This window comes from Psychromonas sp. (genome assembly GCF_047632955.1).
Lineage (GTDB): Bacteria > Pseudomonadota > Gammaproteobacteria > Enterobacterales > Psychromonadaceae > Psychromonas.
This window is the reverse complement of sequence record NZ_JBLIED010000017.1, coordinates 37,875-54,141: the sequence shown is the minus strand read 5'-3', so window position 1 is coordinate 54,141 and position 16,267 is coordinate 37,875. Positions and strand designations below refer to the sequence as shown.

14 protein-coding genes are annotated in these 16,267 nt (G+C 41.7%); 5 read left to right on the top strand and 9 right to left on the bottom strand.

Translation table 11 applies throughout. The features are described 5' to 3' along the window. Window positions 1-136: 136 nt before the first annotated feature. Entirely contained in the window at window positions 137-1,207 is a 1,071-nt protein-coding gene (locus tag ACJAZP_RS11740) for an alcohol dehydrogenase family protein (RefSeq protein ID WP_415230933.1), read from the bottom strand. A 440-nt stretch (window positions 1,208-1,647) separates the two neighbouring features. Between ACJAZP_RS11740 and ACJAZP_RS11735 the strand changes: the two genes are divergently transcribed. From ACJAZP_RS11735 to ACJAZP_RS11715, 5 genes are all read left to right on the top strand, one after another. Next, window positions 1,648-2,898 carry an ABC transporter substrate-binding protein gene (locus ACJAZP_RS11735; RefSeq protein ID WP_415230932.1) on the top strand — a complete coding sequence of 417 codons (1,251 nt, stop codon included), beginning with the start codon at window positions 1,648-1,650 and terminating at the stop codon, window positions 2,896-2,898. A gap of 88 nt (window positions 2,899-2,986) precedes the next feature. After that, complete coding sequence (locus ACJAZP_RS11730; protein ID WP_415230931.1) at window positions 2,987-3,883, top strand: carbohydrate ABC transporter permease; 897 nt, start codon at window positions 2,987-2,989, stop codon at window positions 3,881-3,883. After that, window positions 3,873-4,718: a carbohydrate ABC transporter permease gene (locus tag ACJAZP_RS11725; RefSeq protein ID WP_415230930.1), complete on the top strand. Its 846-nt coding sequence runs from the start codon at window positions 3,873-3,875 to the stop codon at window positions 4,716-4,718. Before ACJAZP_RS11730 ends, ACJAZP_RS11725 begins: the two co-directional genes overlap by 11 nt. Before the next feature lie 11 nt (window positions 4,719-4,729). Then, a complete protein-coding gene (locus ACJAZP_RS11720; RefSeq protein ID WP_415230929.1) occupies window positions 4,730-5,833 on the top strand; it encodes an ABC transporter ATP-binding protein in 1,104 nt (367 codons plus the stop codon). Between the two features lie 414 nt (window positions 5,834-6,247). Beyond that, on the top strand, window positions 6,248-6,463 hold the full coding sequence (locus ACJAZP_RS11715; RefSeq protein ID WP_415230928.1) for a hypothetical protein: 216 nt from the start codon (window positions 6,248-6,250) through the stop codon (window positions 6,461-6,463). Window positions 6,464-6,694: 231 nt separating this feature from the next. On the opposite strand, the gene ACJAZP_RS11710 is transcribed toward ACJAZP_RS11715, so the two are convergent. From ACJAZP_RS11710 to topA, 8 genes are all read right to left on the bottom strand, one after another. Then, window positions 6,695-7,372: a hypothetical protein gene (locus ACJAZP_RS11710; protein ID WP_415230927.1), complete on the bottom strand. Its 678-nt coding sequence runs from the start codon at window positions 7,370-7,372 to the stop codon at window positions 6,695-6,697. Between the two features lie 322 nt (window positions 7,373-7,694). Next, window positions 7,695-9,209 (bottom strand): amidophosphoribosyltransferase, encoded by a 1,515-nt coding sequence (gene purF / locus ACJAZP_RS11705; protein WP_415230926.1) that lies wholly within the window; start codon window positions 9,207-9,209, stop codon window positions 7,695-7,697. Window positions 9,210-9,343: 134 nt separating this feature from the next. Continuing rightward, window positions 9,344-9,838: a CvpA family protein gene (locus ACJAZP_RS11700; protein ID WP_415230925.1), complete on the bottom strand. Its 495-nt coding sequence runs from the start codon at window positions 9,836-9,838 to the stop codon at window positions 9,344-9,346. A 71-nt stretch (window positions 9,839-9,909) separates the two neighbouring features. Further along, complete coding sequence (locus ACJAZP_RS11695; RefSeq protein WP_415230924.1) at window positions 9,910-10,500, bottom strand: SPOR domain-containing protein; 591 nt, start codon at window positions 10,498-10,500, stop codon at window positions 9,910-9,912. A 3-nt stretch (window positions 10,501-10,503) separates the two neighbouring features. Then, entirely contained in the window at window positions 10,504-11,769 is a 1,266-nt protein-coding gene (folC, locus tag ACJAZP_RS11690; RefSeq protein ID WP_415230923.1) for a bifunctional tetrahydrofolate synthase/dihydrofolate synthase, read from the bottom strand. A gap of 13 nt (window positions 11,770-11,782) precedes the next feature. Continuing rightward, window positions 11,783-12,568 carry a tRNA pseudouridine(38-40) synthase TruA gene (gene truA, locus ACJAZP_RS11685; protein WP_415230922.1) on the bottom strand — a complete coding sequence of 262 codons (786 nt, stop codon included), beginning with the start codon at window positions 12,566-12,568 and terminating at the stop codon, window positions 11,783-11,785. Between the two features lie 134 nt (window positions 12,569-12,702). Beyond that, window positions 12,703-13,197, bottom strand: coding sequence for a hypothetical protein (locus ACJAZP_RS11680; protein ID WP_415230921.1), 495 nt, complete (start codon window positions 13,195-13,197; stop codon window positions 12,703-12,705). A gap of 336 nt (window positions 13,198-13,533) precedes the next feature. Continuing rightward, window positions 13,534-16,185 carry a type I DNA topoisomerase gene (gene topA / locus ACJAZP_RS11675; RefSeq protein WP_415230920.1) on the bottom strand — a complete coding sequence of 884 codons (2,652 nt, stop codon included), beginning with the start codon at window positions 16,183-16,185 and terminating at the stop codon, window positions 13,534-13,536. Window positions 16,186-16,267 lie beyond the last annotated feature (82 nt).

Here is a 16,267-nt window from a genome sequence, read left to right as displayed (position 1 = left end):
GTGCTTGATTAGTGTAAACAACTGTAGAGCCCTATTAATCGTTTTTGCAGCTTGGCTAAGTATGGAATATTCTTCTAAAAACTCCATCCTAAAACGCTCTAAAACCTTCAATTACCCGATCAGATTATTACTCGCGCTAGGGGATCAGGACAAATTTACCGACATGTTTTTTCTCAACAAACTCTTTTTGGGCTTCGGCTATCGAAGTCAGAGGAAAGGTCTTTGCTAAAACCGGCTTAATTTCCCCCTGCTCGATATATCGTACAATATTAGGAAAAACCGTTTCGTCCCAAGCCGTTGTTCCCATTAGGGTAATGTCTTTCAGGTACATATCACGCATATCAAGCTCAACAATAGGTCCTGCAATCGCACCGGATGAGACAAACCGCCCGCCACGTTTTAATAGTTTAAGCATAGTAGGAAAACCGCTTCCGGCCACATTATCAACCACAAGATCGACAGATTGCTCTCCTAATTCAGCTATCAAATCAACGGATCTTCCAAGTAGAATGTCGGCACCAAGCTGCGTCATCTGGTCATGTTTTTCCTCCCCGGCAATAGCAATAACCTTTGCGCCCCTGCGCTTTGCAAGCTGCACAACAGCACAGCCAACACCTCCGGAAGCCCCCATTACCAAAACAGTTTCAGCAGATCTTAAATTAGCCCGGTGAAGCATGTTCTCCGATGTACCATAGGCACAAGGAACAGTGCCAAGTTCAGCATCAGTCCAGTCACACTCTACCGGGAACACCTCGCTTGCTCGAATTTTTACATATTGAGCAAATGCACCATCAAAATCGGAGCCCATCCAGATATTATCCAAAGAGTCAAAACCGTGTTCGCGAATACACGGGCGGATCAGTACCCGTTTGCCCATAAGGCCAGTGTCTACGTCGCTTGCCACACTCATTACCATCCCACAGCAATCGGTACCTTGAATAAACGGAAAAGCTGTTTGCTTATTCCAACCACCGTCAACTTTTGGCAGCTCAGGCTTTACGGCAGAAGTGTCGTTAGTGGAGCCGTGAACGGAAGAAGAATACCATCCCAGTCTCGTATTGATCTCGGTGTTGTTAACGCCGGCGGCTAACACTTTAACCAGCACTTCTCCATGGCTTATCACAGGGATTGGCATTTGTTTGCAGACTAATTGGTCGTAACCACCATTACCGGTGGTTACGATGGCTGTCATTGAACGAGGGGACACGTTTTGGGTTCCTTTTATTTTACAGAGCATCAGCCTAAATTTACACTAATGAAAAAATGAAATCTTTATTTCAGATACTTATAACAGATGTTGAGACAAAAAATCAACTCAAGTGAGCAACTTAAACTGGCAACGATTTTAGATTTGATCATCGCAGGAGCTCTGAATACGGGAATTTCACGAAGCAAAAATATAAGCCCTATTGCTCACTTTTTTAACACGGACTTTGATTAAGTGACAAATTTCATTACTGCGCGCCCAACTTTCTATTGATCGTCTATATTGTATTAATTAAAGGACTCTTTTTTCCAAAAAGGGATTTCTACAGAAGTTATTTTTCAAAGTAAATTAATCGTTTACCGACAAAAAATGGCTCTTCGGTAAGTTCTAGTCTGAACAGCTGCTCGGCTCTCAGATCATTTTTGACAAGGGAAAATTACATGAAAATTTCAAAACTAGTTTTAAGTGTTTCATTAGCATTAGGCCTTTCTGCGGCAGCTCAAGCTGCAGAAATAGAAGTATTGCACTGGTGGACTTCAGGTGGTGAAGCAAAATCAGTTGCAGAGCTGAAAAAAATGTTAGAAGCGAAAGGGCATGAATGGAAAGACTTCGCGGTGGCAGGCGGTGGCGGTGAAAGTGCCATGACCGTACTAAAAACGCGTGTTGTTTCAGGTAATCCACCAGCAGCGGCGCAGATCAAAGGACCAAGCATTCAGGAATGGGGAGACGAAGGTGTATTGGCTAACCTTGACGTTATCGCTAATGCAGAAGGTTGGGATAAATTACTGCCCGTTGTTGTTGCCGACGTTATGAAATATGAGGGCAAATATGTCGCCGTGCCGGTTAACGTACACCGGGTAAACTGGATGTGGGTAAACCCGGAAGTCTTCAATAAAGCAGGCGCAACCGTGCCAACAACCTGGAAGGAATTCTTTGTCGCTGCTGATAAAATTAAAGCGGCGGGCATGATACCCGTTGCCCATGGCGGACAGCCTTGGCAAGATGCAACGATGTTTGAATCCGTTGTTCTAGGTGTTGGTGGCGCTGAATTTTATAAGCAAGCCTTTGTTGCCTTAGACCCTGAAGCTTTAAACAGCGCAACCATGATTGACGCTCTGAAAACCTTTCATAAAATAAAGGATTACACTGACGTCGGCTCACCAGGACGTGACTGGAACCTGGCAACAGCGATGGTTATCAATGGTGAAGCCGGCATGCAGTTCATGGGTGACTGGGCAAAAGGAGAATTCACCGCCGCCGGCAAAGTGGCGGGTAAAGACTACATCTGTACCGCCGCACCGGGTACAGCAGGCGATTTCACCTTTAACATAGACAGTTTTGTTATGTTTGATCTGCAGGACAAAGAACTGCAGAAAGGTCAAAATGACTTGGCCAGTACTATCCTTAGCCCCGCTTTCCAGGAAATATTTAACCTCAACAAAGGCTCTATTCCAGCTCGCTTGAATATGCCTATGGATAAGTTTGATGATTGTGCAAAGCTGTCGGCAAAAGATTTTGTCAGTACAGCTGAAGCAGACACTCTGTTGCCAAGTATGGCGCACGGTATGTCAACATTCTCATCGACTCAAGGTGCTATCTTCGACACCGTGACTGAGTTCTACAACTCAGATTCCATCACTGCAGAAGAAGCCGCTGCCAAGCTTGTAAAAGCAGTCGCAGCAGCTAAATAAGTTCTAAGCTTTCAGACCTTTCGGATCTCAGGCATTGCAGCTGAGATCCAGCTCTTCCTTCTCGCTGCCCACAAGGATTAATCTAGTCATGAAGATATCCGGTGCACCCCGTCAATCGCTTGGGGACTTTATACCTAAACTAGTAGTGGCACCTACTTTTGTCGCTGCCGTGGTTTTTATCTACGGCTTTATGCTCTTAAATGCCTGGTTATCCTTTAGCTCATCGCGCATGTTGCCAAAGTATGATTGGGCCGGCACCATACAATACGAAAAACTGTTTGCCAATGATCGCTGGTGGGTTGCCGCTGAAAATCTTCTGCTATTTGGTGCTTTGTTCATTGGAATCTGTTTACTACTGGGATTATTTCTGGCAATTTTTCTGGATCAGAAAATTCGCACTGAAGGGGCGATTCGCACCATCTATTTATACCCGATGGCACTCTCCTTTATTGTTACCGGTACCGCCTGGAAATGGATCCTCAATCCCGAACTGGGCATTCAGCGTTTGGTACGTGAAATGGGCTTTGAATCATTCACCTTTGACTGGCTGGTCAATACCGAGATGGCGATTTATACGGTGGTTATCGCCGGGGTCTGGCAATCATCAGGGTTTGTGATGGCACTGTGCCTCGCGGGATTACGGGGAGTCGATGATAATATTATCAAAGCCGCCAGGGTTGATGGGGCATCTATGCCGCTCATCTACCGAAAAATAATTATTCCCGGACTACGCCCGGTGTTTTTCAGTGCCCTGATTGTACTGACGCATATTGCCATCAAAAGCTTTGATTTGATTATTGCCTTAACGGGAGGCGGCCCCGGCTTCGCAACCGATGTCCCTGCTACCTTTATGTATACCTATTCTTTCACTCGCGGACAAATCGGTCTTGGTTCCGCCGCCTCGATGATGATGTTAATGGCAGTCGCGGCCATTATTGTGCCTTATTTGTATTCGGAACTAAGGGAGAAGAATGATGAGCGTTAATAGAATATTGATTTATAGTTTACTGACCTTTGTAGCACTTTTATATTTAATGCCGCTCGTTGTGATGCTCATCACCTCCCTCAAGGACTTGGATGAGATCCGTTCAGGCACCCTGTTATCGTTGCCGCAGTCACTAAATTTTGACGCTTGGAGTAAAGCCTGGGGAACCGCCTGTACCGGAGTTAGCTGTGAAGGGTTAAAAGGCTACTTCTGGAATTCGGTACTGATCGTCGTACCCGCGGTTATGATTTCAACGGTATTAGGCGCATTAAATGGTTACGTATTGACTAAATGGAAATTCAGAGGCAGTGATCTGTTTTTTGGCATGTTGCTGATCGGCACTATGATTCCGTTTCAGGTGATCCTCTTACCGATGGCACGCACGCTTGGTTTCCTTGGTCTGGCGGGCACCACTTCGGGGCTTATCATGGTGCATACCATTTACGGTCTGGCATTTACCACTCTTTTTTTCCGCAACTATTACATCAGTATCCCCTCAGAATTGGTCAATGCAGCACGCATTGATGGTGCTGGTTTTTGGATGATTTTCTTGCGGATTATTGTGCCTGTATCAATACCCATCATAGTCGTGTCGGTGATCTGGCAGTTCACTCAAATCTGGAATGACTTCTTGTTTGGCGTGGTTTACTCCTCCGGTGATGCGCAGCCAATCACCGTTGCACTGAATAATCTGGTCAACACCAGTACCGGTGTCAAAGAATATAACGTTGATATGGCCGCGGCGGTTATTGCTGCACTACCAACCCTGCTTGTGTATGTGGTCGCCGGGAAGTATTTCGTTAAGGGTCTCACAGCGGGCGCTGTCAAAGGATAAGGAGCACTATTATGCACGCTTTAAAAATACAGAATATTGAAAAAACCTATGGCAAAGTGAAGGTCCTCAAGGGCATAGATTTAGAAATAGAACCGGGTCAATTTTTAATTTTAGTTGGCCCATCAGGCTGTGGTAAATCAACCCTGTTAAATATGATCGCAGGTTTAGAACCCGTGAGTAATGGTCAGATTTTCATTGGCGATCGGGATGTCACGGATTTGGATCCGAAAGACCGTGATATTGCGATGGTATTTCAATCCTATGCGCTTTACCCGAATATGACCGTTCGCCAGAATATTTCCTTTGGATTAACCATACGCAAAGTTGAAAAAACTGAGCAGAATGCGATTGTTGATAAAGTATCAAAGTTACTGCAGATCGAACCCTTGCTGGATCGCAAACCAAAGCAACTATCGGGCGGACAACGCCAGCGCGTGGCCATGGGAAGAGCCTTAGCACGCGATCCCTCGATATTCTTATTTGACGAACCCCTATCAAATCTGGATGCCAAATTACGTGTTGAGATGCGCAGTGAAATCAAGGAATTACACCAGCGTGTTGGAACGACCATAGTGTACGTCACCCATGACCAGATTGAAGCCATGACCCTCGGTGATGTGATTGCGGTGATGAAAGAAGGTGAAATACAACAAATGGGCTCACCGCAAGAGATCTATGACAATCCACGCAATCAATTTATCGCGGGTTTTATGGGCAGTCCCTCAATGAATTTTATTCCTTGCCAGATTGAGAAAGTGGATGGTGTTATGCAGATAAGTCTGGAAAGTGGTGGTGTAAAACAGCAATTGCCGATTAAACAAACTATCGCAGGCCTGGAGAGCTATGCAGGACAAACCGTTATTTTTGGTATTCGTCCGGAACAAATCACTCAGCAGGGTGAAGAAAAAGTTGATAGCGCCATGCTCAATTGCAGCGTAGAAATTATTGAGCCGACTGGACCAGACACGCTGATTACGGTTCGAATCAATGGTATAAAAACGGTTTGCCGGATTCACCCAACTAGCGAATGCAAATTAGATGTATTGATGCCACTGCTGCTAGATATGTCAAAAGTGGTCTTTTTTGATGCTCAGACAGAGCAACGTATATACTGATATAGGCCATCAACATATTGGCTTTCTTTGGTCTTGGTGGTTGCTTAGCAGAAAATAAGTAAAAAATTAGTGTCCGTTTAATTGTAAACGGCATTATTTGACTCGAACTGTGATACAAATATTATGCTTCTTTTCACGCTATATTGTTTGCCTTACACTTCTTTATCTGCTGTTTTTTATTAACTCTTTTTCGCTTTTTTATTTTAACTATTAATTTGACTGCTGGCTGGATTGATTTGTTTGAAATCCCGGTCAAAATGTTAGGTAATACGTTCATTTGGATAACGGTTTTGATATTCGGATCTTAGATGGATGTAATGGTTTGAAGACATTATTGCTATTCTCTGCAGCTAGACTTGTTTATTCGACTTTATGGAAGACCCGATTTTATCGGCTGCTGAAAGGTTATCTTTTGTGCTGATATTGAATATAATTCGTATCGATGCGGTGATCTATTTCGCCATGCTGGGTGGCAGTTATTTTCACCTTGCGAGTGAAAATAAATCAGTCAGTGATACGCTATTATTATCGCAGACCGCCGTCATCTGCATACACAAGAGCAGCGTGCTTATGATCTTGAGTGTCGTTGACATTCCCCCTCGAAAAGAAAGTAAGAAGTCGATGGAATAAACCTTTTTTGATATAAATTCTTTTAGGCTAGTTTCCTGTTTGCTTATCGTGACACTTCATTTGCTTGTAATAGTGTTTCAAAATAATTGCCTGTCCACTGCTTCTGATCACCAAGTTCCTGATCCTTTGTATTGTGATCTTTTAGCACAATACGAAGGAGCACTCACAAAAACAAAACAATTTTTTTAATAAATATGTTGTTAAAACTCGCAAGTTAACTTTTAGTGTTGCTCAAATCGTAGGACTGCTAACACGTAATTGATAGGACAGCGAATGATCATTTGTGTCAATTTTCAGTTCAATATTGTTAAGATCGTCACCCATTACCGGTAAAAAACTGTCGATATAAGAAGCCGCATCACTTGCTAATGTTTGTAAAGCATCAACATCAGCAGCATCATTACTGCTGTCGGCATCGAATTGTGTGGCCAGCGTGCGAGCCACTAAATATGCTTTACCATCCGCTGTTTTGACATAATCCCCGCCGACATCTGCTTCGTCGAGCTGCAGCACAACTGCAAGCTCTGATATTGATATTTGATTCATATAAGCCAGGGTTGTAAAAGGGGTCACCACTACCGAGTTTGCTGTACCACGCATTTCATAATTTTTTGTCACAAATCCAGCGTGATCACTGTCAGTGGTGTGCCCTGCTATGATCTTCGCTATCACTGCATATTCTTTATATTCATCAGAGATCTGTATTTGACCATTAGCATCTGTCTCACCAATTAGCGTTTTAATATTATCGGTTGGTGAAATAACATAAACTTCTGCTGCACTTAAATATCCATCGATAACGGTATAAGTTGTGCTATCCAAAGCAGGTGTAGGTCTATTCGAAGATGAAGATTCGCAGCCCGTTAGAATGGCAGCAAGAGCAACTGCCAGAGAATATTTGTTAAGCATGGAATTTCCTGTAATGTTTAATAGTTAAAAGTGTAAATGTAAATGTAAATGTAAATGTAAATAAAATCTTTAGGATTCAATCAGTAATTTAAATCAATCAAAATAAAACTCTTTTCCAAATCGATTTTAATTTCTGGTTATTTATCAGATTTAAGTCAAAAGTAGAGGATAAGAACCACTGTTCATGAAAAAAAATGAGTATTTATGAAATTGTTAGAGAAAAAATTGACGCTATCTTTTACTGTTCAGGTTCATCCTCTCTACTGGGGCAAACAAAAAAACCACAAACAAGTTTGTGGTTTTTTAACAGGATAAAATAAATTTAAGATTCGTTATACATCTCGAGACTTGCAATCTCTTCTTTCTGTTCTTGAATTATTTTAGCATCTTCACTGCGTAAACTTTCAACATATTCAAAGTAGTTTTCGTCTATATCACCGGTCACATAGATACCGTCAAAAACTGAACACTCAAAACCATCGGTATTCGGATTTTGTTTACGAAGCGCATCTTTAAGATCATCAAGATCTTGGTAAATAAGCCTGTCAGTACCGATACAATCACTGATCTGTTCGACCGTGCGGTTATAAGCAATCAATTCATTTGCTGTTGGCATATCAATGCCATATACATTTGGATGACAAACTTGTGGCGCGGCTGAAGCAAGGTACACTTTTTTAGCACCCGCATCGCGCACCATTTCTATAATCTGCTCCGACGTGGTACCGCGTACTATTGAGTCATCCACCAATAAAACCGATTTACCTTTAAACTCGGCTGAAATTGGATTCAATTTACGGCGAACAGCATTACGGCGCTGTGTTTGCCCCGGCATAATAAAGGTTCTACCAATGTAACGATTTTTAACAAAACCCTGACGGTAAGGCAAACCCATTTCTAAGGATATTTCCAGTGCAATATCATTCGACGTTTCCGGGATGGGCATGACCACATCAATTTCTAAATCAGCCCATTCACGCTTTATTTTTGCACCTAATTTACGGCCCATTTCTAAACGCGCTTCATAAACAGAAATACCACTTAATGTGGAATCGGGACGTGCTAAATAAACATATTCGAAAATACAAGGCGTTAAACGCGGATTTTCAGCACATTGTTGAGTAAATAACTGTCGGTCTTCGGTGATATAAACAGCTTCACCGGGTTCAACATCACGGATCACTTCAAAACCGATAGTATCAAGACCCACACTTTCCGAAGCAACAATATATTCTAAATCACCCTCGTCTGTCTTGCGAGAGCCTAATACTAACGGGCGGATACCATTGGGGTCTCGAAATGCAACCATACCGTGGCCAATGATCAATGATACAACAGCGTAGGCGCCCATAACGGTTTTATGAAGCTCTCTGATAGCTGAAAACACGTCATCTGGAGACAATTGATCATTTTCGACTTTATCAAGTTCTGCTGCAAAAATATTTAACAGGACTTCAGAATCGGAGGTTGTATTGATATGACGGCGGGACTTAACTAATGACTCACGTAAACTTTGAGCGTTGGTTAAATTGCCGTTATGTGCAAGAGAAATTCCCCAGGGAGAGTTAACATAAAATGGTTGAGCTTCTGCTGCACTGGAACTGCCTGCAGTGGGATAGCGAACATGGCCAATACCAGTATTACCTTTTAAACGTTGCATATGTTTAGCATCAAAAACATCTTTAACCATGCCATTGGCTTTACGCTGTTTAAAATTATTATCCGAAATAGTGACGATGCCGGCGGCATCTTGCCCTCGGTGTTGCAGTACGGTCAAAGCATCATAGATACTTTGATTAACGGGAGTTGATCCAACAATACCAACGATTCCACACATAAATAAGGCCTTAATTATTAGAAAAATAAGTTCTATCAGTCATACTAAATAACAGATTATTTAATACAAATGATATTGATTGTACATTTTAAATGAGCGTATATTATTCAGCAAACTAACCGCATGTTATTAAATCAGGCAGATATTTGCTTCAAAAAACTGGAGGAGTTTTCAATATGTTGAAAGAACCACTCAATAATGACACCAAACTCAGGTACCAAAGTTGATTCCTTCCACCAGTCGGTTTGGTTTAAATTAGTGAATGAATCAATAAAAAACAGCAGCGCACTGATAATTAAAACACCACGAATAGCACCAAAGACAATGCCCAGTAGTCTGTCCGTACCGGACAATCCGGTGACGGCAACCAAGCGGCTAATAATATAGTTGATTAAGGCGCCAAGTAATAACACCGCTATAAATAAAATAGCAATGGCGACCGAGTTGCGAATTAATTGATCTTCTAATTGTGTTAAATAGACAGCCACTTCAAGATAGAAATTACTGGCAATGAAAAAAGCGCAGAACCAAGTCGCTAAAGAGACCGCTTCTTTGGTAAAACCGCGTAATAAACTGATCAGAGATGAAACTGCTATAATGCCAAGAATGGCGATATCAAACCAACTCATTGCTGTCCTTAAATATTAAATTGAAAACCGCCGCAGTTTACCAGAGAAGTGCAGCAATTACTGTAAATAATCTATGGATTTGTTGCTTTAAAGGGTAATATTTTACCTTCTAATTGAGTTAATTTCTTTAACCGGGGTAATTGCTCTTTTAAGCGTTTTTCTGAAACGTCAGGCCCGACAAAGACGCGTGTTAATACTCCATCGGTAACCTCTCGAGGGACAGTATGAACTTGAAAGCCCGCTTTTTGTAGCTGATTTAATAATGCATTTATATTTTCTGCGCTTCGAAATGCGCCTAACTGAATTGTCCAGGCAGGATCGGTAAAGGACTTTTTCTGTACACTTTTTAGCGGCTCTTTGGAAACCGTGACTGATTTTGCAACTTCTTCAATCTCCCAATCAGCATTTTTAGTGAGCGGCATTTCCTGCGCTTTATCGTTTGCCACTTGATTTGTGTCGGTTGATAAATCTGATTCGCTTTGATCAACCTGATCAGTACTGCTCAAGAGGCTATGTTTTTTCATCTCCGGTTGGATCGGTGTTGCTGTAAACTCATCTTCATAAGACGTTTTTTTACCATCAATAATAGTTGGCAAAAAAATAACAACAGATGCAACTAAAATAGTTACCCCTACTAAACGATTTTTAAACTGAGAAGCCACAAATTATCCTTGTAAAAAATCAGAAACAGTATGAAAGGAGCCAAAGATGATAATTATATCAGATGGATCTACTTTATTAAGTACTGTTTCATAAGCCTTATTAACATTTTCGAAACAAACAGCTGTGGTTTGCGCATTTTTTGATTTTTTATAGTTTTGTAAAAGTAAGTCGGCTGTTACACCGCGATAACAATCCAAAGAAACAAGATTACAAAAATCAATTTCTGCGTTTATTTGATCAAAAGTCCCGATCATATCTTTATCGGCTAACATGCCGATAATAGCATGTACTTTACATTGTTCCGGTTTATCCGCCTTCATTAGCCGTAACTGACTTGCAAGGTATTTTGCCGATTGGGGATTATGAGCAACGTCTAAATATAGATCACAGGCAGAGGTTGTGCTTATTTTTTGCAGGCGACCGGCTAAACTTGCATTTTCAATGGCATTTTTAAGGTCAGCAGGATTTATATTGACCTGCAGCGCTTCAATAACCGCCAGTGCCGTTGACGCATTTTGAACAGGTAATAACGGTAAATGAATATCCTTGATTTTTTGTTTTCCTGACCAATGCCATTGTTTTCCGGTTATTTGATAGGAAAAATCTTTACCCGCGTATTTTATTTGGCAATTAAGATTTTTAGCATGAGCTTGCAGAGATAATGGCGGATCAAATTCGCCACAAATGACCGGTTTATTGGCACGAAAAACACCGGCTTTTTCAAAACCAATTTTTTCACGGTCGCTGCCTAACCAGTCAACATGGTCAATACCTATGGTGGTGATCACGGTGACGTCGGATTCAACAACATTGGTTGCATCTAAACGCCCTCCCAACCCTACTTCCAGTAAGATATAATCACACTCGGCTTGTTTTAATAAAGTCAAACAAGCCAATGTGACATACTCAAAATAACTTAATGAGGTCTCTTCCCGAATGTTTTCTATTGCCGCAAAAGCATCACAATGGGCTTGTTCGGATAATTCCTGTTTATTGATACGCAGGCGCTCGGTATATCTCTGGATATGTGGTGAGCTGTAAACCCCGACCTTATAACCCGCTTGAAGCAAAATCTCTTCAAGAAAAGCACAGGTTGTACCCTTGCCATTAGTCCCTGCAACGGTGATCACTTGCGCATCAAAATTGATTACCTGCAGATCTTTTGCGACCTTACCAATACGTAATAAACCTAATTCGATAACGTTGGGATGTAATTTTTCAACATAGGCCAACCATTGTGGCAGTGTTTGAGGACTCACATTATGCATATTTGACTCTTATTTATAATTCTAAAAATAGTGGCCCACAGGGCGGACGGGGTAAATCATACTGCGCGGGATAGTCAACTTCAACTAAATATAATCCTCCGGGTTTCGCTGTTGCTCCGGCTTTAGATCTGTCTTTATATGAGAGTAGGGTTTTTAACCAGTCGACGGGTTGCTTACCGCGTCCAATATCAATTAAGCTGCCGGCAATATTTCTGACCATATGGTGTAAAAAAGCATTGGCTTTAATATCGATAATGATGAATTGACTGCGCTGGCTAATGTTTAAATATTCAATGCACCTAACCGGGCTCTTGGCCTGACAATGTAGCGCACGGAAAGAAGTAAAGTCCTGCTCGCCAAGGAGCATCTGTCCAGCTAAATGCATTTTTGGGACGTCTAAATCCATATGATAATGGCTCAAGCCAGTTCCTAAAATGCCCGGACGAAATGCACCATTATAAATAATATAACGATAACGGCGCGCCGTTGCACTGAAGCGGGCATGGAATGATGAATCCACCTGTTTCACCCAACGTACTGCAATATCTTTGGGTAGGTTAGCATTAACACCCAGTGTCCAGGCAACGTCTTTACGAATAGCCTCGGTTTCAAAATGAACAACCTGACCGGTGCCGTGCACGCCTGAATCGGTTCGTCCCGCACAATGAACCGTGACAGTATGATTAGCGACGATTGACAGTGCTTTTTCTACTTCCTGTTGCACTGAGGTAACCTCTTTTTGGCGCTGCCAACCATAATAAGCAGCCCCATCATATTCAATTCCCAGCGCAATTCGCATTAATCATCCATCCTAAAATTCAAATTGCACAGTATATACTATGTATTTGTGCTTTTAAAAATGAATTGTATTTACAGCGGTTTAAATGCAGATTCCTTGGGCAGTTTAAGGTGATTTTATTAATGGTAAAAAAATCAATCAATTAAGGATGTACCATATTTTGCATTGCACAGTGGAATGACTTTTAGAAGCTCAACATTGTGATCATCGGTAATTTGCAGAGCAGAATGGATGCAACGCTTATTATTAGCGATGATGTCTATATCATAGCTGCGCTGTTCATATCTAAAACAAATTCGTAGAATGCCGCGATCTAAGCTCCAGACGCCATCAAAAATGGTCTCCTCAAATAAACTCCCCACCTTCAGGTAATTATTTTCTTGGAATTGTAAAACCAATGGCATGTTTTGCTTGGACATGATGATCCATGAATGCGAAATAACTTCATCCGCCAATAATTTTCTTTTACCCATCTCCCAGAGAATAAAATCACCTTCTGTGGAGATGAATGAACGATCATCATCACTTAATCTGGCAAAGGATAATAAACTGTGTTTCTGGCCTCTTTTTTCATAATTAAACAAGATAACTTTGCGTTCTAACTCACTTATTAATGAGTACTGCAACATAAATACTACTCCTTAATGGGTGAGTACGGATAACAGACAAGGGTGTTTAATTAGCTTTTACTATGGTGCTTTACTTATAAGATAAATCATATTTCAAGCAATGAAACTGCGCAGATCATTTAATTTGAATAAAATCAAAGAAAGGGATGGGTTAAAATAGCTTTTTTGAGGTTTGCTCACAAACTATAAAATATCTCTAAAACAATTTATAGTTTGTGAGTCAGGCGCTTGATCGAGAATGAGACTCAAACGCGATAAAGCTTCCAGGTAACAATATAAATTTATTAACTATCTTAGTTAATGGCTAATGAAGTAAAAAATCAGCGCAAAGCGTCTTTATTTCTTAGCTTTAACAACCCGTTTTTTAGTCTGTTCTTCAACCCATTTGCCATCAATGTACTTTGCGGTCCAACCGGTCGCTTTCTTCTCAATTTCAGTCATTACATACTGTTCTTTGTTTTTACGACTATAACGGACAACCGCTAAATTACCCTGAGGATCTTTTTCCGGCGCTTCGGTCAAATAATAAAATTTTGGCGAAATACGATCTTTGAAAAGCACCAGTTCGGCTACTTTAGGCGCACGTGTTTCTCGCGAACGAGGAAAAGTATTAGCGGCTAAGAAAATGCCAGAAGCGCCATCTCTGAGAATAAAATGGGCATCACTTTGTTCGCATTCGAGTTCCGGCAGATCAACAGGATCTTCCTTAGGAGGAGCCACCTCACCACTGCGTAAAATTTTACGGGTATTTTTGCACTCTTCATTAGTACAACCCATGTATTTACCAAAACGGCCGTCTTTTAACTGCATATCATTGCCGCACTTGTCACATTCAACAACCGGACCGTCATACCCTTTTATTTTGAATTCACCGTATTCAACAAGATGACCATCACACAGAGGGTTATTACCACAGACATGCAGTTTTCTTTTCTCATCAACCAGATAGCTGTCCATGGCCATGTCGCACTTAGGACAACGCTGTTTAGCCATTAATGCGGCGGTCTCTAAATCTTCACTTGATAAAAGATCAACAACCTCTTCACCATCGACTAAATTGATAGTTGTTTTACAACGCTCTTTCGGCGGAAGCGCATATCCGGAACAACCTAAAAAGACCCCCGTTGAAGCCGTTCTGATGCCCATTTCACGATCACAGGTAGGACAATGTATTTCTTTGATAATGACCGGTTCGTTAAGACGCATACCGCCTTCTTCAGGATCGCGTTCGGCTTTTTCTAAAAGTGTAGTGAGATCCTGATAAAAATCATCTAATTGTTCAGTCCAATTAGCTTTACCTTCTGCAATGGCATCAAGATTACGTTCCATTTGCGCGGTAAAATCATAACTCATCAATTCAACAAAATTTTCGCTGAGGCGATCGCTAACAATCTCCCCCATTTTAACCGCATAAAAGCGCCGTTTATCGACTTTTACATAACCGCGATCCTGAATGGTTGAAATAATACTGGCATAGGTCGATGGCCGACCGATACCTTGTTTCTCAAGCTCTTTTACTAAAGCCGCTTCAGTGAAACGCGCCGGCGGTTTGGTAAAATGCTGCTTGGGATCAAGCTCAATTAACTGCAGCGTCTCGCCAATGGCAAGCTCAGGAAACTGCACTTCATCAACCTGAGTTTTAGCCACGGGTTGCACTTTTGTCCAGCCGGCAAAGCGCAGTGTACGTCCCTTGGCACGCAACTGATAATCCCCTGCCTGTACAACCAGCGTGGTGGCATCATATAAAGCCGGAAGCATTTGGCAGGCTAAAAATTGACGCCAAATGAGCTCATACAAACGTTGTGCATCACGGTCGACGCCAACCAGTAAAGCGGCCAATTGACCGACATCGGACGGACGAATGGCTTCATGGGCTTCCTGCGCGCCAGATTTACTACTGTAAATCACCGGCTCTGCGGGAAGATAATTTTTACCAAATTCATCACCGATAAAGTCTCGCGCACTGCCGACAGCCTCTTTACTGAGGTTGGTCGAATCGGTACGCATGTAGGTGATATAACCGGCTTCATAAAGACGTTGCGCCAGCATCATGGTCTTTTTAACACCGAAGCTTAAACGGGTACTTGCAGCCTGCTGCAAAGTAGAAGTTATAAAAGGTGCACTCGGTTTACTTGTGGTTGGTTTGTCTTCACGTGAAAGTACTTTATATTCGGCTGATTCAAGATGCTTAACCGCATTTAGTGTGTCAGCTTCAGTCACCGGTTTAAAAAATTTACCTTTTTCCTTAAAGACTTCTAAACGCAAATCAGATTTGGTCTTATTCTGCACATCTGCATGCAAATCCCAGAACTCAACGGGGTTAAACACTTTAATTAAACGTTCACGTTCGACAACCAAACGCACCGCAACGGATTGCACCCGGCCGGCGGATAATCCTCGGGCGACTTTCTTCCAGAGTAATGGGGAAACCATAAAACCGACAACCCGGTCTAAAAAACGGCGAGTTTGCTGCGCGTTAACACCATCAATATTTAACTCGGTTGGATGCTCAAAAGCTTCCTGTATAGCCGTTTCAGTAATTTCATTAAAAACGACTCGTTTATATTTCTGATGTTCGCCACCAAGTACTTCTCTTAAGTGCCAGGCAATCGCTTCACCCTCTCTATCCAAATCCGTTGCGAGATAGATAATGGGGGCATCTTTTGCAAGTTTTTGTAATTCTGCGACAACTTTTTCTTTGCCGGGCAAAATTTCATAATTTGCTTTCCAATGATCATTGGGATCAATGCCCATTCTAGCGACCAAAGCACTTTGTGTTCGTTTAGCTTTTTCTTTCTCTTTTTTCGCGACCGTCATACCTGCCAAAGATTTAGCACCTTTAGCCTCTATTTTTTTCTTTGCACTGCCGCTGGTTGGAAGATCCCGAATATGACCTACGCTTGATTTTACAATAAAATCTTTACCCAGATATTTATTGATGGTTTTTGCTTTTGCCGGAGACTCCACAATAACAAGAAATTTGCTCATAATACTTACATACCTAAATAGTCATAATCGAGAAAAAGAAATTTAAATTTATATTCGTCTAGTGAATTTCCTTTTTATATAA